Consider the following 23332-nt stretch of genomic DNA (forward strand, 5'->3'; position numbering starts at 1 on the left):
ACTTTTTAGCTAATGACTAAATTTAACCCATATGTATTTCAAATACATACCTAATCCTGGGAGAAAATTTCTTTGATTTATCTTGTGCTTTGCGCAATACCGTAAATGATTACTGCTTTTAGCTTTTAATAATGGAACATTTTTCCATGGAGATGCATTTTTCGCATTCAAAAAAGGTTTAGCGGTATCATAACAGGCCCATTCATGCCAAGGTTTGGTCGGTCCAACATAGTGAATGAAGACAGTGTTTTCTTTTACGGGATAATCAAACGTCTTCTTTAGTTCATAATTCAAACTAAATTGGGTATTATAAACGCCACTTAAGTGAATTACATTATCACATAGCAATATATTCAATACATCTTGATCTGGATAACTAATTCTTTGAGCAAGATCTTCATCAACGAGTAAAGCCATTGACTCGTTTGTAATATTATTTTCTTTCCAAGCTATTAGATTCACATACATGACACCACTATTAAAATATCCTTTAGAAACCGAAGGAGACCCTAAATTATCAGCTCTTTTTTTCCACCAATTTTTATCTCTTTCCGTCACAACTGCTGCAACCTTATTCTCCAGATTCAAATGAGTAAGTTCATCAATAGAATTATTGCAAATCACATCAGCATCAAGGTAGAGTAAATAATCAATTTTATTGATAAAATATTCAGCAACTATAAATCGAAAATAAATAGCGTGTGTCCAGTTTTTAGTTGTTGGCAGAGATTTAATGCTATTAGAGTCAATAATGTAAATAGTGAGCAGAGTATTATACTGAGAACAGATTTCTCGAAATCTTACGACATCACTATCATTTATTGAATCATCAATGAAAATGTGGAAAGAGAAATTAATGTTTTTATTGTGAATTAGTAGTGAAACAATAGATACACCACAACCATACAAGAAATTTTGATCAATACCATAAGCTACATGAAAATATGATGATATATCAACATCAGAGGTTCCAACGGATATAACTTGTTTTATCATGTTATCAAATTCAATTGCCATATAGCCTCTCAAAAAATATTTTTCTTCGCTTACTTATAAGCCACGACGTTCTGTACGCATTTGGATTTTCTGGGCTTTACTGCTTGCCTTCTCCATCAACGCTTGCTCTTTCCGTATAATTTTTCGCAACGGTAACTCAAAGTAAATCTTCATAAATCGAAAGATATCTCTTGTTGTTAGCCCAATATTCAATGATGAAAAATATAGCCCAATCAAATCCTTATCACGCCAACGAGTAGGAACTTTCTGCCTTAGCTGAGCTCGGTGTAAATCGATTACTGAGATTTTTAAATCTGACTCATTACCGGTGGTAAAAGGTAGATGAAGTAAAAAGTGGCAAATGTAGCAGTCACGATGGTTAATTCCTATCGAGTGCATTTTACGCACCATCTCGGCGACTCGGCGAATAAACATCTGTTTGATTTTAAAATCAGGAGAAGTACTATTCCAATCAGCACAGTAATCCTCTAAGCTCACTGTCGGTGTTAAATCTCGTGTGATAATAAATGAATCGCGTCGTAATGGGTTCCACCCTTTCTGGCCAAATGCACGACCATCCATGGTATCAACACCAGCCTTAGTTAAACGGTGTATTGCATTCCATTCTCTATCTGCACCAAGTACCGGTAAACGCAATGAAAATAAATTTTTTAATGCTTCTTTCAGCGTCGTACCATGGTGAATTTTAATAAAATAACTCTGACCTTCTAGCTCAAAGCGTAATGTTTTTCGGCTTTCTAGTTGACGAAAAACTTCACCTTCTAATCGCTCAGTTTCAACAAATGGATCTTTGTTTTTCCACAGCTCACTAAACGGTGTTTTAAGTTCAATCATCTAGGTTTCCTAAAATAATATTAGCCGCTTTTTCGGGTAAGCTGTATAGGTCTTCGATATCAGCATAATTCTTCGCTTTTTCAGACCAATTTTTTAATTGTTCTTTATTCTGCAAACTTTCTGAAAGCGTATTATTTAATGCCTGTTGCGTAAAGGGTTCATTAATAACAGCTCCGCATTGCGCCTGTACAATAAATGGCGCGTATCCGCATACCTCAGTCACAATCACAGGTAAACCCGCTGTAATTGCTTCAAGTAATACAATACCCGCAGCTTCTTGGTAGGCGGGATGCATCAATATATCTGCCGCAGCCATAAGCTCAGCAACATCATTACGCCCACTAAAAAATGAAACCTGATGACCAATGCCTAAATTTTCAGCTAAATGCTGATACTTAGCCGGTTTATCCTGCCCAACAACCATCAGTAAGGTATCTTTCTTGATACTCTCAGGCAATGCCGCCATCGCCTTTAACGTTCTATCAACACCTTTGCGTTTAAAATCGGAACCTACTTGTAGTAATAAGAATGCAGATTGTGATATTTGATTTTTTTCACGATAAATACGTTTTGCATCGGGGATCTGTTTGTCGTGTTTTCTATCTTGCGCAATACCAGGAGGCAGCATATAGAAACGATGCTCTTCCGTAGCATAATGCTTTTTAAAATGGGCAATTTGATGCGGCGTTAACATCAATAATTTGGTTGGTTTCCCTGCTTGAAAAACCGCTTTTTCAAATGCGGCATAATGCTTATAACGCGGCGTCAGTTTATAGAAAAATCCTTTTTCATTAGCCACTTTTTCGGCATAACAGACATCCGCAGCATAATAGATATCCAGTCCCGGCATTTTATTGAAACCCACGATACGGTCAACTGGATATTGTTTTATATGTTGATGCACCCACGCGCAATATTGGGCATTACGGCCATGATTCGTTTGTGATGTTACGGGAACAATGATTACCTCAAACTCAGCAGGTATTTCACCATCCCAAGATTGAGTATACACACGAATATGATGGCCTCTTGCCTGACAAGCTAGTGCGATGCGCAAAAAATCACGTTGTAAACCACCAAACGGGAAGTATTTGTACAGACAAAATGCCAATATCATATTAAAACCTTGTCATCATTGAACGAATATTCATCGGTAGCACCTTCTCTGTTGCTTTTATAACATCAGATGCTGGGATGATAGAAAGATATTTTTTATTTCTATCAAGCTCTTCTCTTGGTGGCATAGGTTCATAGTCCCCGGCCCAAAATTGCTCAACATTGTCGCTCCAAGGGCGCCAAAAAACATTATTAGTCGCACCAAATAAGCATACTATCGGTGTTTTCACCGCTGCTGCTATATGCATAGGTGCAGAATCAACACCAATAAATAATGCAGCATGTGCGATTAGAGCTCCAAGCTCTGGAAACGATGTTTTACCGGCTAGTTCAGTGATCGGCTTGGTTTTACAATTTGAAGCGATGTTACCAACACAATCCAAATCTTCTTTACTTGGTCCTGAAGTCAACACAACCTGATAGCCACGGGCTTGTAACGCATCGATGACTTCTGAAAATTTTTCATCGTCCCAACACTTAAAGATCTGACGTGCAGTTGGTTGGATCACAACATAACTACTGTGAACACCTAGCTCCAATAACTTTTGATTAATATTTTCCCAATCCTGCTCTGAATAAGACATCGTTAAATGTGTTTTTAGATTCTTTATATTTAACGGTTCAAGGACAGAGAGATTATTCATCACGACATGCTCACCATGAGGAACGGTCAGATGCGTGAAGCTTTTAAGCCAATATCTAGAATTACGATGGCTAAATTGGTGTGAAATTTTCATTTTGGCAGGAATTGCGCGGACAAGTGCAGAAACTATCCATTGATCGGCGAGGTTAACCACCAAGTCATATTTATTGCGGCGTAGCGTCGATAGTAACTTCATAAAGTTACATACTTTACTTAGCCCATTGTTTTTTTTGCCAACCATGCCATATAAGGCATGTATTTCGCTATTTTCAGATAAAATGGGGATCGTATCCTGATAAAGCAATACATCAATCTCGGCATCTGGATAGTTTTGCTTTAATGTACTGATGACGGGCGTTGTCAGCAGCATGTCCCCATGAAATCGCATCTTGATTACAAGAATTTTTTTAAACTGTTTTTTCACCAGACACTCTTATTTTATATCTATAAGCAAAATGACGTAGTTCTTTGACACAAACTAACACTATTAATTCAATGAATAATAAATATGTTACTACTTTAAGAACAATCGATATAGTTTTGAATGTCTATTAAGCCAATCTATTAATTTTTGGCATAAAAAAACCCAGCCGAAGCTGGGTTTTTCACAAAAAGGCGAAAATTATTTAATTTTTGCTTCTTTGTAGATCACATGCTTACGAACTACTGGATCAAATTTTTTCAATTCCAGTTTTTCTGGCATGGTGCGCTTGTTCTTCGTAGTGGTATAGAAATGACCTGTACCTTCAGAAGAGACCAGCTTGATTTTCTCGCGAATACCTTTAGCCATTTTTTAGCTCCTTAGTACTTCTCACCACGGGTACGCAGTTCAGCAAGAACTACATCAATACCCTTTTTATCGATAACACGCATACCTTTAGCAGATACACGCAATGTTACGAAACGTTTCTCAGACTCAACCCAGAAACGGTGAGAGTGCAGGTTTGGCAAAAAACGACGCTTGGTCGCGTTTAATGCGTGTGAACGATTGTTACCGCTCATTGGACGCTTGCCAGTAACTTGGCAGACTCGTGACATGTCTATTCTCCAAAAATCTAATCAGCTCGAGCTTCTTTGTTCTGGGTATGGCCGCCTCGTCAGGCTTAGGAGCCCATCTCAGCAAACTTTATTGACTGAAAAGATTGTTATCATCCTAGTAAAAAATTTACTGAGATAGGCTCTTCTCGCCAAACCCAAGATCCTCAAAGGTGGCGTAGTATACGCTTTCAATCGTTCCCACTCAAGCCCAATGCGGCGAAAGTTGTCATTTTTTAGTCAAAAAAACGATTTTACAACCACCCTCGTTCGAGGAATGAAACACAATGTTTATGTCCGACGACAAAATGGTCAAGTAATTTAATCTCCATTAAAGTACAGGCATCCTTGATACGAAAAGTCACTTGCCTGTCTGCTTCGCTGGGTTCTGCATTACCTGATGGGTGATTATGAGCTAATATCACTGCACTTGCATTCATTTTCATTGCAAAACGAATGATTTCTCGGGGATGAACCTCAACACGGTTAATCGTTCCTTTAAATAACTCTTCATGACAAATTATCTGATGTTGATTATTCAAAAGTAACACAATGAAAACTTCTCGCTCCTGCCCTGCAAATAATTCAAGTAACCTAGTTTTTAATAGATTTGGGTCTGAGATCACATCTTCATATAAAAACTGCTCTGCAAAAAAACGACGTGCTAGTTCACTAATTGCTTGAAATTGTGAAAACTTACAAAGCCCCATTCCTCTGCATTTTGTTAAGCTTGAATAATCTGCCTGCAACAGAAGATACAAAGAACCAAATTCTTTTAGTAACCGTTCAGCCAACTGCAGAACTGGCTCACCATGACTGCCTGTACGTAAAAAGATGGCTAACAGCTCGATATCAGTTAACGCAGCAGCGCCATACGCTAACATTTTCTCTCTTGGTTTTAAGTTATTGTCATATTCCATCATTGGCACCATATCTAATTCCTTTTCTCTTTTTTATAGGCGGAAGCCAAGAGCAACAATGCATTAAAAGCCAATTTGCGTAGCACTTCGCAAAAATAAAAGGGTGATGATATATCCAGTACTCTCACCTATCTTTCTGATGTGATAATATGCTCTTCATGATGATTAGATGGATAGAACAATGACACAGCTATCAGGTAAACAAATAGTTCTTGGTATAAGTGGTGGTATCGCCGCTTATAAAATTCCTGAACTAACCCGCCGCTTACGCGATGAGGGCGCTGTAGTTCGTGTAGTCATGACTGAAGGAGCAAAAGCGTTTATTACTCCTTTAACATTACAGGCCGTTTCTGGTCATCCTGTATCTGATGACTTACTGGATCCCGCAGCAGAAGCAGCAATGGGCCATATTGAGCTAGCAAAATGGGCAGATATCATCATTTTGGCGCCAGCTACCGCAGATTTAATTGCCCGCTTAAGCGCTGGTATGGCCAATGACTTACTCACCACAGTTTGTCTAGCATCAGCTGCTCCCATCGCTGTTGTGCCTGCAATGAATCAACAAATGTATCGTGCAACGGCAACACAAGAAAATTTAATCCGACTGAAACAACGCCAATGTATGATTTGGGGACCTGATGAGGGTAGCCAAGCTTGCGGGGATGTTGGCCCGGGTCGAATGATCAATCCATTAGATATTGTTCGTCTTACCCGTGAACACTTCCGTTCACAAGCTGACTTACAAGGCATAAAAATCATGATTACTGCGGGACCTACCCGTGAAGATCTAGATCCAGTACGATTTATCAGTAATCACAGCTCAGGGAAAATGGGTTTTGCAATTGCAGAAATGGCAAGCAGACGCGGAGCACAAGTTACTTTAATAGCGGGCCCCGTCAATTTAGCAACCCCTGCTGGAGTAACACGTATTGATGTCATTAGTGCATTCGATATGTATGAACAGGTACATCAAACCGTTACAGAACAGGATATTTTTATTGGTTGCGCAGCCGTCGCTGATTACCGAGCAAAAACAATTGCTGAAAATAAAATTAAAAAACAAGGTGAAGAGGTTGTTATTACATTAGTAAAAAACCCTGATATTGTTGCTAGTGTCGGTCAATTAACACACAATCGCCCTTATGTAGTCGGGTTTGCAGCTGAAACCCAAAATGTGGAAGAATACGCACGTCTGAAGCGTCAACAAAAGCAACTCGACCTAATTTGCGCGAATGATGTTTCGCTCGCTGATAATGGTTTTAACAGCGATAACAATGCATTACATATATTCGATGCCTTTGGCGATGTCCGCCTACCACACAGCAGTAAACTTGAATTAAGCCACTATTTACTTGACGAGATACATCAACGTTATGAAAAACATCGATCTAAAAATTCTTGATCCCCGTATTGGTAATGAATTCCCGTTACCAACTTATGCAACATCTGGCTCTGCAGGATTAGATCTGCGTGCCTGCCTTGACGCACCTATTGATTTAGCGCCAGGCCAAACTGAGCTCATCCCAACAGGGCTGGCTATCCATATCGCTGATGAACAACTTGCAGCTGTCATTCTTCCTCGCTCAGGACTTGGCCATAAGCATGGTGTTGTTCTTGGTAATTTAGTGGGCCTAATCGATTCTGACTACCAAGGTCCATTAATGGTATCCGTCTGGAATAGAGGCAATAAAACGTTCACTATCGAACCCGGTGAGCGTATGGCTCAAATGGTTTTCGTTCCTGTAGTACAAGCACAATTTAATATTGTGGATGATTTTGATGCAACCGAACGTGGTACTGGTGGTTTTGGTCACTCTGGTCGCCAATAAATTTGGTTATCCCCAGCTCTTAGCTTCACTGGTAAAATCAAATTCATATTTTAAATAATGGAATAACAATAAAGTTACCAGTGAGTTTACCAAAGAATGGACAATATAGAGCAAGCCACTAAAACTCTATTTGTTTGCTTTTTGCCCTGTATTTTTGTTTACTCAGGGCAAAATTTTAGATAGTTTGTTTTGCTGTTTTAGCAGGGGTCTTATCAGACATGGCAGAAAAAGCGATAACAAAAAAACGCAACAGGCGCGAAGAGATTTTACAGTCACTTGCGTTAATGTTGGAAAGTAGTGATGGTAGCCAACGTATTACAACCGCAAAACTTGCGGCAAATGTAGGAGTATCAGAAGCAGCGCTTTATCGGCATTTTCCAAGTAAAACGAAAATGTTCGATAGTTTAATTGAGTTTATTGAAGACTCATTAATCTCACGCATTAATCTCATCCTAAATGATGAAAAAGATACTCTTGCCCGAATTAAGCTTATTTTAGCACTCATTTTGGGTTTCTCAGAAAAAAACCCAGGCCTGACCCGGATCATCACAGGGCATGCACTTATGTTTGAGCAAGATAGGCTTCAAGGACGTATAAATCAATTATTTGAAAGGATTGAATCGCAATTACGGCAGGTATTAAAAGAGAAAAAAATACGTGATGGCCATGGCTTCAGCCATGATGAATCCCTTCTCGCCACTCAATTACTGGCATTTTGTGAAGGGATGTTATCTCGTTTTGTACGCTCTGAATTCCGTTACCGTCCAACAGTAGAATTCGAAGCACGCTGGCCTTTAATTTTAGCTCAGTTACAATGACCGATTATACTACTCACCCCGCCCGCTATTTGGGCGAGGGCTTTTTTCTTAGATGCCATATTGTTGGCGATAAGTTCTCATTGCAATCAGGTGTTCTTGCATATCTTCGCGTTCCGCTAAATACGCAATCAAATCACTCATTGTAATGATTGAATAGACCTTACAGCCATAGTCTCGCTCAACTTCTTGTACTGCTGAAATCTCACCTTTACCTTTCTCTTGACGATCAAGACACAGAAGTACACCATTTAGCGTTGCATTTTGCTGCATAATAATTTCCATCGATTCCCGGATCGCAGTGCCTGCAGTAATAACATCATCAACCACCACAACACGGCCTTGTAGTGGGCTACCAACCAACGTACCGCCCTCACCATGATCTTTGGCTTCTTTACGATTAAAGCAATATGGCATATCAATATCGTGATGCTCAGCAAGCGCTACCGCCGCTGTAGTTGCAATTGGGATCCCTTTATATGCAGGCCCAAAAATGACATCACATTCAATTGCGCTCTCAACGAGTGCTTGTGCGTAGAAACGACCAACAAGTGCCAAATCACGCCCCGTATTAAATAACCCTGCATTAAAGAAATAAGGGCTTTTACGACCTGACTTCAGCGTAAATTCACCAAATTTAAGTACCTGTTTTGTCATTGCAAGCTCTATAAATTCGCGCTGATAGGCTCTCATGGGTCAATCTCCTTAATAATTACCATTAATATATTGAACATAACGTTATGCATATCTTGTTACTGGCAAAAAACACAAGATATAAAAAAGGCGGCTATTTCAGCCGCCTTTAAAAAATAATTTTACTTCAACGCTTCTCGTTGAGCTTCGAAAATGGATGTTATCCCCGTTTTCGCTAGTGCCAATAAGTCGAGAAGTTCTTCATGACTGAACGGTTCACCTTCAGCGGTGCCTTGCACCTCAATCATCCGCCCATCCTCCATCATGACAACATTCATATCTGTTTCTGCAGCAGAATCTTCAACGTATTCAAGATCGCATAATGCTTCTTGGTTAACGATACCCACAGAAACCGCAGCTACCATAGATTTTAATGGACTTGCTGCCAATTTACCTTGCTCAACCATTTTGTTGAGAGCATCTACTAGTGCAACACAAGCACCCGAAATTGCTGCGGTGCGTGTGCCGCCATCAGCTTGAATCACGTCACAGTCTAGCGTAATAGTGTGCTCACCCAACTTTTTCAGATCAACTGCTGCCCGTAATGACCGAGCAATCAAACGTTGAATTTCCATTGTTCGGCCAGTTTGCTTTCCTCTAGCTGCTTCACGTTGATTACGTGAATTAGTTGCACGAGGTAGCATGCCATATTCAGCCGTTATCCAACCCTGGCCTTGGCCTTTCAGAAAACGAGGTACGCCTTCTTCTATAGTTGCATTACATAACACCTTAGTGTCGCCAAACTCAATAAGAACAGATCCTTCCGCATGCTTAGTGTAGTTACGAGTAATTTTAATCGGGCGCATTTGGTCTGCCATTCTGTCTGCTGGACGCATGGTGTTATCTCCGTTTTCTGCTTAATTTGTCGCGCATTATACGTCCTTAAACCGATAATGCCTATCTTGACATCATTCATAGCGCTATAATCCTATAATAATCATTTTTTATAGGAACGAATTATGATCCGTAGTATGACCGCTTTTGCCCGCAATGATATCAAGGGCGAATGGGGGAGTGCGGCCTGGGAGCTGCGTTCCGTTAACCAGCGCTATCTAGAAACTTATATCCGTCTGCCTGAACAATTCAGAAGCCTTGAACCTGTGATCCGTGAACGTATTCGTGCACGCCTGACTCGGGGAAAAGTTGAGTGTAACCTCCGTTTTGAGCTGGATGGTGCTAATCGTAGTGAGCTGATCCTTAACGAAGATTTGGCTCGCCAGATTATCAGCGCAGCAAATTGGGTCAAAAATTACAGTCACGAAGGTGAGATTAACCCATTAGAAATTTTGCGTTGGCCTGGTGTGATGTCTGCTGGCGAGCAAGACTTAGATGCTATTAGTGAGCAACTATTAGCTGGGCTTGATAAAACATTAGATGCATTTATTGAAAGTCGTGAAACTGAAGGTGCAGCCTTACATGCTCTCATCGAACAGCGTCTTGATGGTGTTCTTGTCGAGGTTGCCAAGGTTCGCCAACATATGCCTGAAATTTTACAATGGCAACGTGATCGTCTACAAACTAAGTTAGATGACGCAGACATTCAAGTTGATAGTAACCGCTTGGAGCAGGAACTTATTCTATTAGCTCAACGTGTTGATGTTACCGAAGAGCTCGATAGACTTGAAGCTCATGTCAAAGAAACGCGTAATATTCTCAAGAAAAAAGAGGCCAATGGCCGTCGTCTAGACTTTATGATGCAAGAGTTTAACCGTGAGTCAAACACGTTAGCATCAAAATCAATAAACAGTGATGTCACTAATTCGGCTGTAGAGCTGAAAGTCTTGATTGAACAAATGCGCGAACAGATTCAAAACATCGAATAAGCTTTCTTAGCATTTTAAAATACATAATTTAAGCCAGCGGATACATCGTATTCACTGGCTTCTTTGTGGTTATAGTGACCTGCGTGAAATAACAAATGCTTGATATACATGAAAGTATTTTGAACACTATCACCGTAGATGAGATTTAGCGGCAGTCAGGCTATAATTTAGAATGAGAAAACGAGAAATAACAACACACCAAAAAACATTTTTAATCTTTTTTTCGGAGAAGTGTTTTTCAATATAAAGATATTGCCCCCCAGATAGATGGGAGGCTTTTGACGAAAAGATTAAAACTAATGACCCGATGTTTTAGCTTCGCGGCAAGCTTCGAATAAAAACCAAACACGGCGTTCAGTTTCATCAATCCAATTTTCAATAAGGCTAGTGGTAGAGAAATCACCATAATTAGCACAAACTTCATGTGCCTCACGGAACTCAGCAGCTAGCTGTTTGTTGTCTTCACAGAGTTCTGCGAGCATATCTAACGGCTCAACATACTCCTCATTATTATCTTTGATTCTTTGCATTTTAGATATTTGGCTGATGGAATGGAGAGTCACACCACCAATTTTACGAACCCGTTCAGCAATAGGGTCAGTCATGGCATAAAGTTGATCGCCATGCTCATCCAGTAATAAATGATAGTCGCGGAAATGAGGTCCACTCATGTGCCAATGGAAGTTTTTTGTTTTCAGATAAATAGCAAAAATATCCGCCAATATCGCATTCATTGCTCCGCTGATATCTTTGGTTGCTTCCGGTGTTAAATCGGTTGGGGTTTTGAGGGGACGAATTTGTAGTTCTTTAGCTTTGCTCATTATTCACTCCTAAATATGTTCAGGCTACTTTGTGATGGCAATAGTCTACCTAGCGAATATTCAGTATAGACAATCTCTATCGATTGAACAGAACACGACAATAAAAACATGTAACCACTGATGATTAACAATTCATTGTTACTGTCATGTTTAATTATGCGCTTTTTATAGGAGATTTGAGATAAAAACATCGATTTATTGACTTAGAACAATTATTTATTTTTTAACACAATCTACATGTAGGCTAGATTAATAATTTATCTTTTTTAGAAATATAATTACAAAAATACCCCTAATATTGCAGCATGAACAATCAATCATTAATATGATCATTCACTAAATTAAAAGCTAATAAACTTAAATTTACGAGCTTGAAAAATAAGTTTAATTAAGAATAATAATGTTAGCCAAAACGATTTACAGAAAAGAATTACGTACATATAACTACTTATAAAAAATCTCAACTTCATGCCCCATGAAAAACCCTTAATTAAAACAATGACATTCATAGAGGGAGAGTGTTTTTTATGTTGTGTATTAAAAAACACATACAAATTGCTAATTGAATTAGCATAAGAATAACAACTATACGGTGTACGCTATGTTTCCAGAACAACTACCATGATAACTTGTGTTAGATAAACTCAAAAAAAACAATTATATAACTGTGAAAATTGATTTAATAAAGCAGACACAGTATTGTTTTTTCTTTATAATCGAAGAGAGTAATATGAAAACACTGGATTTGAGATGAAAAGCACCGTCCCTATTTTTATAGTTTCATTAAAAAAAGATATTGAGCGTAGAAACAACATTACCAATGCGTTATCAGCACAAAATTTATCTTGGACTGTAATCGATGCTATCGAAGGAAAAAATCTGCAACCTGATTACCTAGAATCCCTGAACTATCAATATAGTGGACTTGTTAGTGCTAATGAGGTGGCTTGTAGCTTAAGCCATCAATCGATATACAAGAAAATCATTAACAGTGATACCGAGTGGGCACTTATTCTTGAAGATGATGCTATCATTGATGAACAATTATCCGGCCTAATTGAACAATTAGAAAGTGAAAAAACGTCATTATTAAGAAAAAAAAATATTTACTTACTAGGTGGACAAGAAGGTTTAATCTCAAGAAATCGCATATCGTTAAGCCTTATTAATACAATAAATATTAATAATATTATCTTTAGAAAAGTAACTTATACTCCGAATAAAATATCCCGTGCTTGCTGTTATTTAATTCATCGCGATGAGTGCAAAAAATTAATTGACCTCTTTGATGAATACTTTTATGTTGCTGACGCATGGGGATTATTTCATAAATTTAAAATTGTAAATGAGTATTTTTTAACTGAGATTGTTAAACATCCAATTGTATCTATTGAAAATAGTAATCTTGAAAAAGATAGAATTGAAATTTCTAATAGGCTAAAAAAATCGCCTAGAAGAAAAAAAGGCAACATTGAAACTAAAATAGATTACTTACTATTACAAACAAGAAGACTTTTACGGTCATTAAAGTTTTAATATATGTAGGGATATCCCTACATATATTAAAAACTAACGAATTTTACTCAAAAAATACAAAAACAAATCTTTTACACCCTTGCATTTATAGTGATTATTAAACATATTTTTTGCAGCATAACGATATTGCATTGATGTTTTCGGTAATAAAAAAGGTAGATTTACCCACGGTGAATTATTTTTCGCATGTATGAATGCTTCTGTACTCTTGTACTCACCCCAGCTATGCCATGGTTTTGTCGGACCAATATAGTGAATTAAGATAGCATTATTATTAATTGTTGGTTTGTTATCTTTCTTTAATTCATAGTTAATACTAAACTGAGAATTGTATCTTTTATCAAAAATTTTCACTTTACCTGAAAGAGTAATATTTAATGCATCTTGATGCATAATATGAAAATATATTTTTAGGGTCTTCACTTGATAATAAATCTAGCGTTTTCTTAGTTACATTCTCTTCTCGCCACATATTCACATTAATGAGCATAACACCTGAATTAAAATATCCTTTTTTTATTTCTGGTGTTTTTAATTCCTCTGCTCTCTTTTTCCATAGTGCTTCATCACGATCAGTAACAACAATTGCTATATGATTATCAATCGTCATTTGCTGTAGTTCAGATAAGTTAGATTGACAAATTATATCATCATCTAAATAAAGAAATTTATCCAATTTTTCAAAAAAATAATCAGAAATTATCAATCTAAAGTACATCGCATTAGACCATAATTTATTAGTGGGTAGTTTTTGGAGGATATCAGTATTTAGTAAGTAAATCGTGATAGGTGTCTTGTATTGCTTCGACAGCATAGAAAATAATTTTTCTTGCTCTTGATTAAAGATATCAGTAAATATATGAAAATGTAATTTAATATCATTATTATTCAATAGGATAGATGCTATTTAAATCCCAGTGCCATAAAGAAAATTCTCATCTACGCCATAGGTAATATTAAACATATCATTAGAATACTCACAGCAATCATCTAACAATGGTATCACTTGTTCAATCACGTTTTTAAAATCAGCCATATCTTATCCTACATATAACAAGGGATGCCCTTTCTTGTGTGAGTCTACTATATACCATAAACCGTTTTGATAGATACTAGCAAATCAGTGAAAAAGAGAAAAGAAGAAAACAGGAGTAAAAAATCGATTTTAGCTAAATTGATGTATTATTAAAGTAGCACTATGCATCACAGAATTTTTTATACTATAAAAAATATAAATTTTTATTACTAAACTATTTATAATCAATCTATATATTAATAAAATGATAGGAAGAGATTTTGATACCTAAAATAATTCACTATATCTGGGTTGGAGATAATCAAAAACCTCAATTTGTTTTAGATTGCATCGCAACATGGAAAAAATACCTTCCTGATTATGAAATCATGGAATGGGGTAACGAGTGCCTTAAAATTATAGATAATGCTTATGCACATGAAGCCTATGAAAACAAGAAGTGGGCTTTTGTATCTGATTATATAAGACTTTATGCCCTGTATAAACATGGAGGAATTTATCTTGATACAGATGTCGAAGTTACTAAAAACTTTGATGACTTTTTAGCATTAGATTTTTTTAGTGGATATTAATTATACGACGGAAAGTACTTCCCGATAACAGCAACCATGGCTTCATCAAAAGAATCTAACATTATTAAAGGTTTACTTTCTGGTTATGATAAGATCAAATTTGAAGTCGATGGCCAGCTAAATCTAGAGCCTAATACATTTAAAATTAGTCGTTTTTTCTCTAGAAAATTTAACTTAAACCCTCCATATGACGGTTCGCTACAATCAAATTTAACCGATAATGCAATTATCTATCCCTCATATTACTTTTGTAGCCCTGAGTATGAAAAAATAAATTATTCGATTCACCACTTTAGTGGCTCTTGGTTACCATCTCATAAAAGAAAAAACAAGCTAAATTTATGTAATAAATTTATTATTGCTAAGTTTAAAAAGAATAGAGATAAAGGTGATTTACCGCTAGCTAATAATGAAAAGATACTATTCACTATTAATTTTTCAAAAGTTGTATCTTATTCTTTAATAATAAAAATAAAATAGCTTTATTGTAGTAAACATAAAGCGAGTACTAACCATTGAATGTACCTGCTCGCATTGAAGCAAAGAGCAGGTACTAACTTATTGTGGTGATTTTATACTTTTGTCGCTTTTAATTCGCCTTCCCTATCGTGATGATAATGGAAAGTAAAATAGAAAATAACGGCGAGAATAATTGTATAAGAGGCAAAGACTAACCAAATTGTTTGCCAATCTTTTACACCATCTACACTAAAGTAATCAACGACAATTCCGCTTAATATGGCACCAAAATAAGCACCGATACCGTTAACCATTGTCATGAATAACCCTTGAGCACTTGCTCTCATGCGATGATCAACTTCTTTTTCGATAAAGATGGAACCCGATATATTGAAGAAGTCAAAAGCACAACCATACACAATCATTGATAGGATAAGGAACATCAAACCAATTGTAGATGGATCACCAAAAGCAAAGAATCCAAATCTTAATGTCCAAGCTAACATACTCAGCAACATCACAGTTTTAATACCATAACGTTTTAAGAAAAATGGAATTGCTAGAATAAAGCAGACTTCAGCCATCTGTGAGATAGATAACAAAATAGATGGATACTGAACAATTAAGCTATCGTGATACAAAGGGTCACGAGCAAAGTCATGTAAGAATGGGCTACCAAAAGTATTAGTAATTTGTAAAACTGCGCCTAATAACATCGCAAATAAAAAGAAGACTGCCATGATTGGTTTTTTGAATAACACTAATGCATCGAGCCCTAATTTGCTTACCCAACTCGTCGACAATGATTTCTTATTGACGGCGATATGCGGTAGTGTCAGGGAATACACGGCAAGCACTAATGAACAGCTACCTGCGATATAAAGCTGCATACTGCTTAATTCAAATTTTAATAAGCTAATGCTCCACATGGCGATAATAAAGCCAACAGTACCAAATACACGAATAGGTGGGAAGTTAGCAACGGAATCCAATTGATATTGGCTCAATGAGGAGTAACTAATTGAGTTCGATAATGCAATAGTTGGCATAAAAGCCATCGCATTTATTAGCATTATCCAAAACATTAAAGTCGAATCTGTAACTGTTGCTGCATAAAATAATGATGCGGCACAAACAACATGGCAGAGCGTATAGAGTCGGTTAGCCGGAATGTATTTATCTGCAATAATTCCGATTATTCCAGGCATTAAAACAGCTGCAATCCCTTTTGCGCTATAAACCATTCCAACTTCTGCACCGGAGAAACTCAACGTTTTCATCATATAAGCGCCGAGTGTAATTAACCAACTTCCCCAGACAAAATATTGCAAGAACAACATGACTTTTAAGCGAGTTTTAATATTCATACAAAGCTCCGTTTGGAGTTACATTTAATTGTTTTTATTTTCAATTCAGCGATAGCAACACCAAATAAAATGATAACGACGCCAACAAACTGAATGAATTCAAGAGGTAGATGTAATACGGTAACGGAGAGTAAAATAGTTACCGGTAGTTGCATTGAACTTAATATTGTCGCCAAACTGGTGCCGATAAGCGGAGTGCCTTTAGCAAACATCCACATACCAAAGAAAGAACCAAAAAAGGCCAGAGGTAATCCGTAAGAGAAAAACAGTGAATTAAACGTTGCAACATTCAGTAAAAATGTTGGTGGTACAACAATTGATGTCAGAATTGCGCCACCTGTAACCATAATTGCTGAACGCATCATTGGGTTAGTTTTAACAGCAAGTGCACCACTAACATACACACGTATTGCGTTAGAAAGCGCCGCGCATAGCCCTAACACAATTCCGAGCCAGTGAAATTGAATACTCGAATTATTTAATAATCCCGTCGCCAATAAGGTTCCTGATAAAATAAATAATATCGAGATTATCGTCATTGGCGCAGGAATTTTGCGAGTTACAACGGCATTAATCGCCACACCGATCCACGTAAATTGTAAAAACAGCACAACACCTAAAGCTGGCGATAAATATTGTAGTGATGCGTAATACAATAACCCCGTTAGACCCGTTGTTGTTCCCGTCAATAACATCAACATTGATTGTTTACATGTCGGCCAGCTAAGGGATTTTTTTCTGATTGCAGCACCTAACACAACAAATAACCAGAGAAAAATAGCGCCTAATACCGTTTGGCTTCCTATGACATCATTTAAGGAAAATCCAGCCTGATAAGCTAATACAACCAATGTTGATAAAATGCCATAGCTGCAAGCGCCTAGCGAAACTAAAATCAAACCTTTTAATTTCATTTCAATACCCACCCACTTCTATGGCACTCTTTATATTATTTCGAGAAAAAGTTAGAAGCGAGCAATTACGCCTGTCACTAATTTCAAAAACGTTGCTTTCACTTTTTCAGCTGTTTCAATCACTTCATCATGGCTTAATGGTTGCTCTAAAATACCGCAAGCCATATTAGTCAGGCAGGAAATGCCTACTGTTTTGATTTGAGAATGATGAGCAATTAACGCTTCAGGTACCGTAGACATACCTACAGCATCAGCCCCAAGTGTTCTTATCATACGAATTTCAGCTGGTGTTTCGTATGTTGGCCCAGTCCACCATGCATAAACACCTTGACGTACGGCAACGCCTTGCTCTTTAGCAACATCTTGGATCGTTTGGCGTAATTCTTTATTATAAACTTCACTCACATCTAAGAAACGAACGCCTAATTCTGGGTTATTTGGTCCCATCAGAGGGTTATTCGCTGTTAAGTTAATATGGTCAGTAATGATCATCAGGTCACCGGGATTGAAGTCGGTATTTACCGCGCCACATGCGTTAGTGATAATCAACTTTTCTACACCAAGTGCTTTCATGAGGCGTACAGGGAAAGTGACTTGATCGAGAGTATAGCCTTCGTAATAGTGGAAGCGGCCTTTCATTGCCACTACTGTTTTACCCGCAATAGTACCGATAACTAATTCATTTGCATGACCAACAGCTTCAGATTTTGCAAAATGAGGAATGTCGCTATAAGGGATGTGAATTGCATTTTCTAATGTGTCGGCGAATGGGCCTAAACCTGAACCTAAAATGATACCAACCGTCGGTTTCATGTCTGTACGTGATTCGATAAAACGCAGGCTTTCTAAAATATCGTTTGTGTTATGCATGGAAATCTCCGAAATAGTATCAAAAAAGATAATGAGAAGATGATAAAGCAATTTTAAAACCGAACAGCGATCTTAATCTCATTTTAAGAAAAAGTTTCTCGGTATGATATTCAGCAATCAGCAGAGCTTTCTGCGTAAATCTGCTAATCTCTGGCACAACATGTCTTATATAAGAAAAAGGTGATGGCTTGTTACTTACATTATTGAATGAATTTCGTACCTCGAAAAATTCGAAAACTCGAAAACTCAAGATGCTCTATAGACTAATCCTTAATCATGGGCCAGTCAGAGCAGAAGCATTAGCATCACTGGCAAGCATGAAACCTGCAACATGTGCAAGGTTGCTCGATGAATTAAGTAAGAACCAACTTATTTCAACCTCTGAGCTTGGAGAATCAACCGGTGGACGAAAACCGATCCTGTATAGCATCAATTCTGACGATGGCTATGTTGTTGGCATTGAGATGAGTGATCTCTATTCCACTATTCTATTGCTTAACCTAAAGTTAGATATTTTAGGTATGATAAAAATTAAAAATGAGTATTTGGAAACAGCAGAAGATATGCTCGATTACCTCTTAATAAAAATTGAGCAGCTATTATCGGATCATCAACTAACCACAGAAAAAATTCTTGGGATTGGTATTGCCATTGACCATATTTTAGAGCGAGATAAAATTGCTTTCAGTGAATATAACTCAAGAATTACAGGGCTTTTTAAATATATTAATAATAAAATTCCTTGTTTTATTACATTAGGCAGCGGTATTACTTTTGCTGCCCTCGCTGAATATCGACTGAGATATAATTCAGAAAGTCAGCGCTTTTTATTTACCACCTGTGATACCGATATCCGTAGTTGCACTATTATTAATAATACATTTGCTCCCGCACCAATCAGCACGGCACAAGCTTTTGGTCACATAACTATTGATATTAATGGCCAGCGTTGTGAGTGTGGTTCATTCGGTTGTTTAAAACAGTACAGCTCGCTGTCCGCGATTAAATCTCGTGTTATTCAGCAAATTCGCTTAGGTAAATCATCTATCATTAATGAATTGGTGAAATCTGAATCAGAAATTAATTACCACACTATTTTTCAAGCGCTCGCTGTTGATGATAAATTATGTTTAGAAGCTTTAGAGGAAGCTGCATATTATTATGGTATTGCGATAGCCAATACTATATTAACCTTGCAACCTGATGTCGTTGTCTGCGGTGGAACATTAACGCCAAAAAATCATTTTTTTGAGATGACAAAAAGGTCGATAGAAGAAAAAATGTCGACATTCCCAAATATCAAAACACAGATTTTCCCTGCGAATGATTCTTATGAGATAGTCGCTCAAGGTGCAGGTGGAATGGTGTTAGAAAAATACCTTGCAGATTAAGATAGAATATCAGGTGTGATTTTTATCATGTAGCTAAGGGCTGATTATTTTTAAGGTAATATGATTGAAATACTATCAACTCAATCATATTACGCATTTAAGCGATTAAAAGATAACCACCACAAGCTTAGCCATAAAGGAAATAGGCCTTTCAGGTTCGATTAAAAGTAGTTTCTCATTGTATTGAGCGGATCTTACCTAATCCACTAGGCACGAGTCGCCCACCTTACTCAAATAGCTTTTAATTCGAATAAACATTGACCTTCAAAGATAAACAGCCTCTAGGTGAAAAAATGCAATTTGAAACCATGACTGGAATTGAGGTTTCTCAAATACGAAACCAATTTATCAAACATTCACCGCTGATCCATTGTATGACCAATGATGTTGTACAAACTTTTACTGCCAATATTTTGTTAGCATTAGGCTGTTCACCCGCAATGGTTATCGACCCCGAAGAAGCTGAGCAATTTGCAGCTATTGCTGATGGGTTACTGATTAATGTTGGCACATTAACAGCTGAGCAGCGATCAGCTATGTGCCGAGCGGTTCATAGTGCGATAACAGCAAGAAAAACTTGGGTTTTAGATCCTGTCGCTGTGGGCGCGCTGACCTTCCGCACTTCTTTTTGCCATGAACTACTAACACTGGAACCTACTGCTATTCGTGGCAATGCATCTGAAATTATGGCTCTTGCACGCGTCAGTCATGGTGGACGTGGTGTAGACTCGTTAAACACCACAAATGATGCTTTACCTGCTGCACAATCTTTAGCTCGTCAAATCAAAACCATTGTTGTCATTAGTGGTGAAATTGATTATGTCACCGATGGAGAAAGAACGATTGCTCTATCCGGTGGTGATTTTATTATGACACGTGTTGTCGGTACCGGTTGTGGGCTATCCGCGGTTGTTGCGGCGAGTTGTGCATTACCCGGAGATAGACTGAAGAATATCGCAGGAGCTTGCGCTATCATGAAACAAGCGGGTCAAACTGCGAAACAAAAATGTCGTGGCACTGGTAGCTTTATTCCTGAATTTCTTGATGCATTATCCCAGCCTAATAATTGATTAATGCACTAAAATAATTCGAGATGTATCGCGACAATAAGCAATGCAGCTTGAATTATAATAGTCACCGACATCGTATGATTATAAGCGAGTTTTCTTTCCTCTTATTTTCCGGGACCAATGACGAATATTATTTCTTAGCATAATAAAGCGGTATGTCAGGCTTTTCTTCTCGGGATTGATACCATAGAAGCGCTTTAACGCGATTAAATCATTCGCTTTGCAAATAGCGAGATTACCAAAATCTGATAAATCAATGATTTTAATACCTGCATTAGTCAAGACAAAATTACCGGCATGAATATCATTTGATGCTAACCCATATGAATGTAACTGATTAACTAATGCAGTTATTTCAGGGTAATAAGGCGTGATATCACTGATTTCAGAAAGGACGGTACCTTCAACATATTCCGCAATAATCCATGTTTCAAGGGATTCGCGACAATGCATTTTTTCTGCCACAAAGTAGATATCATTGGTGATAGTGCAACCTTGGTTTTGTGCACGTACCAGTCTATATAATAAACGTGAAAAGTAGGGACCAGATAGCATTCTCATAATCCGTTTTTCAAAACGGCTATCGCGTTCTTTTTCACATTTAATAATATAGCTTTTTCCAGCAACGCTGATGCGAGCAACGCTACGCTCAATATTCCCACTATTCAGATTTTTACCGACTAATTTCCCTTGAGTATAATCATCAATGATCTGCCAATAATCGATAGCACTCTCTTTTTGATATACCCGATACCCGTTTTTCTTTGTCGTTATTATATTATTCATTACTTACTAAGTCCGTTAGCTTCTATTGCAACCGATGCTAACAAATAGCCATATGCATTACTTAGCGATTGATGCAGATTATTTACTATCGATGTGGGATCGGTCTATTTCTCCTCACTCTTTGATCAAAAACAGTTAAAATTAAAATCTTTTCTTTTTAAACCATTGAGTTCCCATAGACAAGGTTACCCCTATATAAGAGCCAAAATTAGATTTCATTAATTCATAGCATACTAAACATACATCGACGACAAAACCCTGTATCAGTGGGCTCGGATGTAGACATTTTCTTTTTATAATATTTTAAACGCTGAAATTCAGGGATCGTTAGCACACCTATTCTATTTTCAAATGTAATAGATAGTCTCCGTAATCTTCATTTTACGATATATTCCTACTGCACGAGATTTGAATTTTACGAGCCATAAAGTAAACGTATTGACTTTCAATGTAATTATTTTTTAGAGATCCTCTTTTTACTAAAGGCTATTGACCTTTCAATGGCAATTTTTGTTCAAAGTAAAAGCCTTTATTTAAGGTAATCATGCTCAAGCAAAAGGTTTACCGTCTGTAATAGTAACAAGTCAGGAAACTCTATTTTTATTGCTATAAATTAATGGGTTAGCACTATTTAAATGTAGCATCATATCACTAGGTAAAAATAATATAATGCAAAAACGTAAATTTATCACACGTACAGAAGTTAACGCTTTATTGAAAGCCACAGAGCATGGGCGTTATCCAAAACGAGATTACTGCATATTACTCATGAGCTTTTTACACGGATTGAGAGTAAGCGAGCTTGCTCATATTACAATAGGCGATATTGATTTAGAGCAACGTGTTATTTATATACGACGATTGAAAGGAGGGCTATCAACGGTACAGCCGATTGTTCCTGAAGAATTTGCCGCACTAGAAAATTGGTTATCTGATAGAGAATCATGGAAACTGTCTGACTGTGATTGGTTATTTATTTCACAAAAAGGAAGTATGATTTCTCGTTATCAGATATACCGTCTATTTGAACAATATGGAAAAATTGCCGGTCTTCCTATTAAATTGCATCCTCATATGCTTAGGCATGCTTGTGGTTATGCGTTAGCAGATTTAGGGCGCGATACACGATTAATTCAAGATTATTTAGGTCATCGGAACATTGCCCACACAGTAATTTATACGGCAAGTAATGAAAAAAGATTTAGTGGTATATGGTCTGATCAGTAACTCAATTTATTATCATTACGTTACTAAATAAAACTCCATTAGTAGTGAATATAGACTAAACACGAAGAATAACTCATCTATTTAGCAATTTTATTTTCTAAAATAGAGATATTCTTCGCTCTCTATTTATAAAATAAAATATTAAACGCTCAACTTTCACAGACCTAAAAACCACTCAATAAATAATGTTATTTATCTGTTAGATATAAATTTTATATATTCTACATTTATGGCATGTCATAAATTAATTACTCATAATAAGTGTATTGCTTATTTTAAGTAAAATCAGTTTTTTCTGACTATATTTACACCAGTTTACTGAAAATATTAAATCGTTTTTAGACTATTATAAAAGTGACATTTGAATCAATTCCGAAATAAACATTTAACTAACCAATATAGTAAAGATAATTATATTGCAAATATAACTAATTAAGAAATAAAAATATAACCCAAAAAAGCTGATGCGTAAATATAAGTAAAAAATAGTATTTTTTTAGAAAATAACCACTCAACAGATTGAATTAAAAGGAAAAAATAAAAAACGGGAAAATGATC

At 37.0% G+C, this 23332-nt stretch carries 27 protein-coding genes; 10 read left to right on the top strand and 17 right to left on the bottom strand.

The features are described 5' to 3' along the window. Positions 1-9 precede the first annotated feature (9 nt). The 7 genes from OOA_RS18045 to radC all read right to left on the bottom strand — a co-directional run bounded on the left by OOA_RS18045 (position 10) and on the right by radC (position 5568). A complete protein-coding gene (locus OOA_RS18045) occupies positions 10-1017 on the bottom strand; it encodes a glycosyltransferase (RefSeq protein ID WP_008913607.1) in 1008 nt (335 codons plus the stop codon). Positions 1018-1050: 33 nt separating this feature from the next. Then, positions 1051-1851 (bottom strand): lipopolysaccharide core heptose(I) kinase RfaP, encoded by an 801-nt coding sequence (gene rfaP, locus OOA_RS18050; protein WP_008913608.1) that lies wholly within the window; start codon positions 1849-1851, stop codon positions 1051-1053. After that, positions 1844-2968 carry a glycosyltransferase family 4 protein gene (locus OOA_RS18055; RefSeq protein WP_008913609.1) on the bottom strand — a complete coding sequence of 375 codons (1125 nt, stop codon included), beginning with the start codon at positions 2966-2968 and terminating at the stop codon, positions 1844-1846. The genes rfaP and OOA_RS18055 overlap by 8 nt, the downstream gene beginning before the upstream one ends. A 1-nt stretch (position 2969) precedes the next feature. Beyond that, positions 2970-4034: a lipopolysaccharide core heptosyltransferase RfaQ gene (gene rfaQ, locus OOA_RS18060; protein ID WP_040691913.1), complete on the bottom strand. Its 1065-nt coding sequence runs from the start codon at positions 4032-4034 to the stop codon at positions 2970-2972. 198 nt (positions 4035-4232) lie between these two features. Further along, positions 4233-4400 carry a 50S ribosomal protein L33 gene (gene rpmG, locus OOA_RS18065; protein WP_004265124.1) on the bottom strand — a complete coding sequence of 56 codons (168 nt, stop codon included), beginning with the start codon at positions 4398-4400 and terminating at the stop codon, positions 4233-4235. Between the two features lie 11 nt (positions 4401-4411). Then, complete coding sequence (gene rpmB / locus OOA_RS18070) at positions 4412-4648, bottom strand: 50S ribosomal protein L28 (protein ID WP_008913611.1); 237 nt, start codon at positions 4646-4648, stop codon at positions 4412-4414. A 251-nt stretch (positions 4649-4899) separates the two neighbouring features. Beyond that, a complete protein-coding gene (radC, locus tag OOA_RS18075; protein ID WP_008913612.1) occupies positions 4900-5568 on the bottom strand; it encodes a RadC family protein in 669 nt (222 codons plus the stop codon). Between the two features lie 178 nt (positions 5569-5746). Between radC and coaBC the strand changes: the two genes are divergently transcribed. The 3 genes from coaBC (at position 5747) to slmA (ending at position 8212) form a co-directional block, all read left to right on the top strand. Further along, the gene (gene coaBC, locus OOA_RS18080) at positions 5747-6967 is read left to right on the top strand and encodes a bifunctional phosphopantothenoylcysteine decarboxylase/phosphopantothenate--cysteine ligase CoaBC (RefSeq protein WP_008913613.1); all 1221 of its coding nucleotides are present in this window, start codon (positions 5747-5749) and stop codon (positions 6965-6967) included. Then, the gene (gene dut, locus OOA_RS18085; RefSeq protein ID WP_008913614.1) at positions 6939-7394 is read left to right on the top strand and encodes a dUTP diphosphatase; all 456 of its coding nucleotides are present in this window, start codon (positions 6939-6941) and stop codon (positions 7392-7394) included. The genes coaBC and dut overlap by 29 nt, the downstream gene beginning before the upstream one ends. 218 nt (positions 7395-7612) lie before the next feature. After that, positions 7613-8212 carry a nucleoid occlusion factor SlmA gene (slmA, locus tag OOA_RS18090; protein ID WP_008913615.1) on the top strand — a complete coding sequence of 200 codons (600 nt, stop codon included), beginning with the start codon at positions 7613-7615 and terminating at the stop codon, positions 8210-8212. 48 nt (positions 8213-8260) lie between these two features. Here slmA and pyrE read toward each other — a convergent pair whose 3' ends face one another. Continuing rightward, on the bottom strand, positions 8261-8902 hold the full coding sequence (gene pyrE / locus OOA_RS18095) for an orotate phosphoribosyltransferase (protein ID WP_008913616.1): 642 nt from the start codon (positions 8900-8902) through the stop codon (positions 8261-8263). A 122-nt stretch (positions 8903-9024) separates the two neighbouring features. Then, positions 9025-9738: a ribonuclease PH gene (rph, locus tag OOA_RS18100; RefSeq protein WP_008913617.1), complete on the bottom strand. Its 714-nt coding sequence runs from the start codon at positions 9736-9738 to the stop codon at positions 9025-9027. 123 nt (positions 9739-9861) lie between these two features. Here rph and OOA_RS18105 point away from each other — a divergent pair, with 123 nt between their 5' ends. Continuing rightward, on the top strand, positions 9862-10725 hold the full coding sequence (locus tag OOA_RS18105; RefSeq protein WP_008913618.1) for a YicC/YloC family endoribonuclease: 864 nt from the start codon (positions 9862-9864) through the stop codon (positions 10723-10725). 296 nt (positions 10726-11021) lie between these two features. Here the strand turns inward: OOA_RS18105 and OOA_RS18110 are convergent, their stop codons facing one another. Further along, a complete protein-coding gene (locus OOA_RS18110) occupies positions 11022-11546 on the bottom strand; it encodes a Dps family protein (RefSeq protein ID WP_008913619.1) in 525 nt (174 codons plus the stop codon). Positions 11547-12296: 750 nt separating this feature from the next. Between OOA_RS18110 and OOA_RS18115 the strand changes: the two genes are divergently transcribed. Further along, positions 12297-13082: a glycosyltransferase family 25 protein gene (locus OOA_RS18115; RefSeq protein ID WP_008913620.1), complete on the top strand. Its 786-nt coding sequence runs from the start codon at positions 12297-12299 to the stop codon at positions 13080-13082. Between the two features lie 33 nt (positions 13083-13115). On the opposite strand, the gene OOA_RS21320 is transcribed toward OOA_RS18115, so the two are convergent. From OOA_RS21320 to OOA_RS21030, 3 genes are read right to left on the bottom strand one after another with little or no spacing between them, the layout of a single operon-like run. Next, positions 13116-13475, bottom strand: a complete 360-nt coding sequence (locus tag OOA_RS21320; protein ID WP_008913621.1) for a glycosyltransferase — start codon at positions 13473-13475, stop codon at positions 13116-13118. Then, positions 13438-13989: a glycosyltransferase gene (locus OOA_RS20370; protein WP_083880307.1), complete on the bottom strand. Its 552-nt coding sequence runs from the start codon at positions 13987-13989 to the stop codon at positions 13438-13440. The genes OOA_RS21320 and OOA_RS20370 overlap by 38 nt, the downstream gene beginning before the upstream one ends. Further along, positions 13990-14118 carry a hypothetical protein gene (locus OOA_RS21030; RefSeq protein ID WP_008913623.1) on the bottom strand — a complete coding sequence of 43 codons (129 nt, stop codon included), beginning with the start codon at positions 14116-14118 and terminating at the stop codon, positions 13990-13992. A 260-nt stretch (positions 14119-14378) separates the two neighbouring features. Here OOA_RS21030 and OOA_RS18125 point away from each other — a divergent pair, with 260 nt between their 5' ends. Both OOA_RS18125 and OOA_RS18130 read left to right on the top strand, forming a co-directional pair. Continuing rightward, on the top strand, positions 14379-14690 hold the full coding sequence (locus OOA_RS18125; protein ID WP_008913624.1) for a glycosyltransferase family 32 protein: 312 nt from the start codon (positions 14379-14381) through the stop codon (positions 14688-14690). Positions 14691-14726: 36 nt separating this feature from the next. Beyond that, complete coding sequence (locus OOA_RS18130; RefSeq protein ID WP_008913625.1) at positions 14727-15170, top strand: hypothetical protein; 444 nt, start codon at positions 14727-14729, stop codon at positions 15168-15170. 92 nt (positions 15171-15262) lie between these two features. Here OOA_RS18130 and OOA_RS18135 read toward each other — a convergent pair whose 3' ends face one another. The 3 genes from OOA_RS18135 to OOA_RS18145 are packed head-to-tail and all read right to left on the bottom strand — an operon-like array spanning position 15263 to position 18300. Continuing rightward, positions 15263-16516 (bottom strand): nucleoside permease, encoded by a 1254-nt coding sequence (locus OOA_RS18135; protein WP_008913626.1) that lies wholly within the window; start codon positions 16514-16516, stop codon positions 15263-15265. Next, a complete protein-coding gene (locus OOA_RS18140; RefSeq protein WP_008913627.1) occupies positions 16513-17430 on the bottom strand; it encodes a DMT family transporter in 918 nt (305 codons plus the stop codon). Before OOA_RS18140 ends, OOA_RS18135 begins: the two co-directional genes overlap by 4 nt. Positions 17431-17481: 51 nt before the next feature. Further along, positions 17482-18300: a purine-nucleoside phosphorylase gene (locus OOA_RS18145; RefSeq protein ID WP_008913628.1), complete on the bottom strand. Its 819-nt coding sequence runs from the start codon at positions 18298-18300 to the stop codon at positions 17482-17484. Between the two features lie 188 nt (positions 18301-18488). On the opposite strand from OOA_RS18145, the gene OOA_RS18150 reads away from it, so the two are divergent. Continuing rightward, complete coding sequence (locus tag OOA_RS18150; protein ID WP_008913629.1) at positions 18489-19691, top strand: ROK family protein; 1203 nt, start codon at positions 18489-18491, stop codon at positions 19689-19691. Positions 19692-19984: 293 nt separating this feature from the next. Next, complete coding sequence (gene thiM / locus OOA_RS18155) at positions 19985-20761, top strand: hydroxyethylthiazole kinase (protein WP_008913630.1); 777 nt, start codon at positions 19985-19987, stop codon at positions 20759-20761. 81 nt (positions 20762-20842) lie between these two features. Here thiM and OOA_RS18160 read toward each other — a convergent pair whose 3' ends face one another. Beyond that, positions 20843-21547 carry a lipopolysaccharide core heptose(II) kinase RfaY gene (locus tag OOA_RS18160; protein WP_008913631.1) on the bottom strand — a complete coding sequence of 235 codons (705 nt, stop codon included), beginning with the start codon at positions 21545-21547 and terminating at the stop codon, positions 20843-20845. Between the two features lie 669 nt (positions 21548-22216). Here OOA_RS18160 and OOA_RS18165 point away from each other — a divergent pair. Then, entirely contained in the window at positions 22217-22774 is a 558-nt protein-coding gene (locus tag OOA_RS18165; protein ID WP_008913632.1) for a tyrosine-type DNA invertase, read from the top strand. Positions 22775-23332: the final 558 nt, after the last annotated feature.

It is taken from the genome of Providencia burhodogranariea DSM 19968 (genome assembly GCF_000314855.2).
In the GTDB taxonomy this organism is placed as follows: domain Bacteria; phylum Pseudomonadota; class Gammaproteobacteria; order Enterobacterales; family Enterobacteriaceae; genus Providencia; species Providencia burhodogranariea.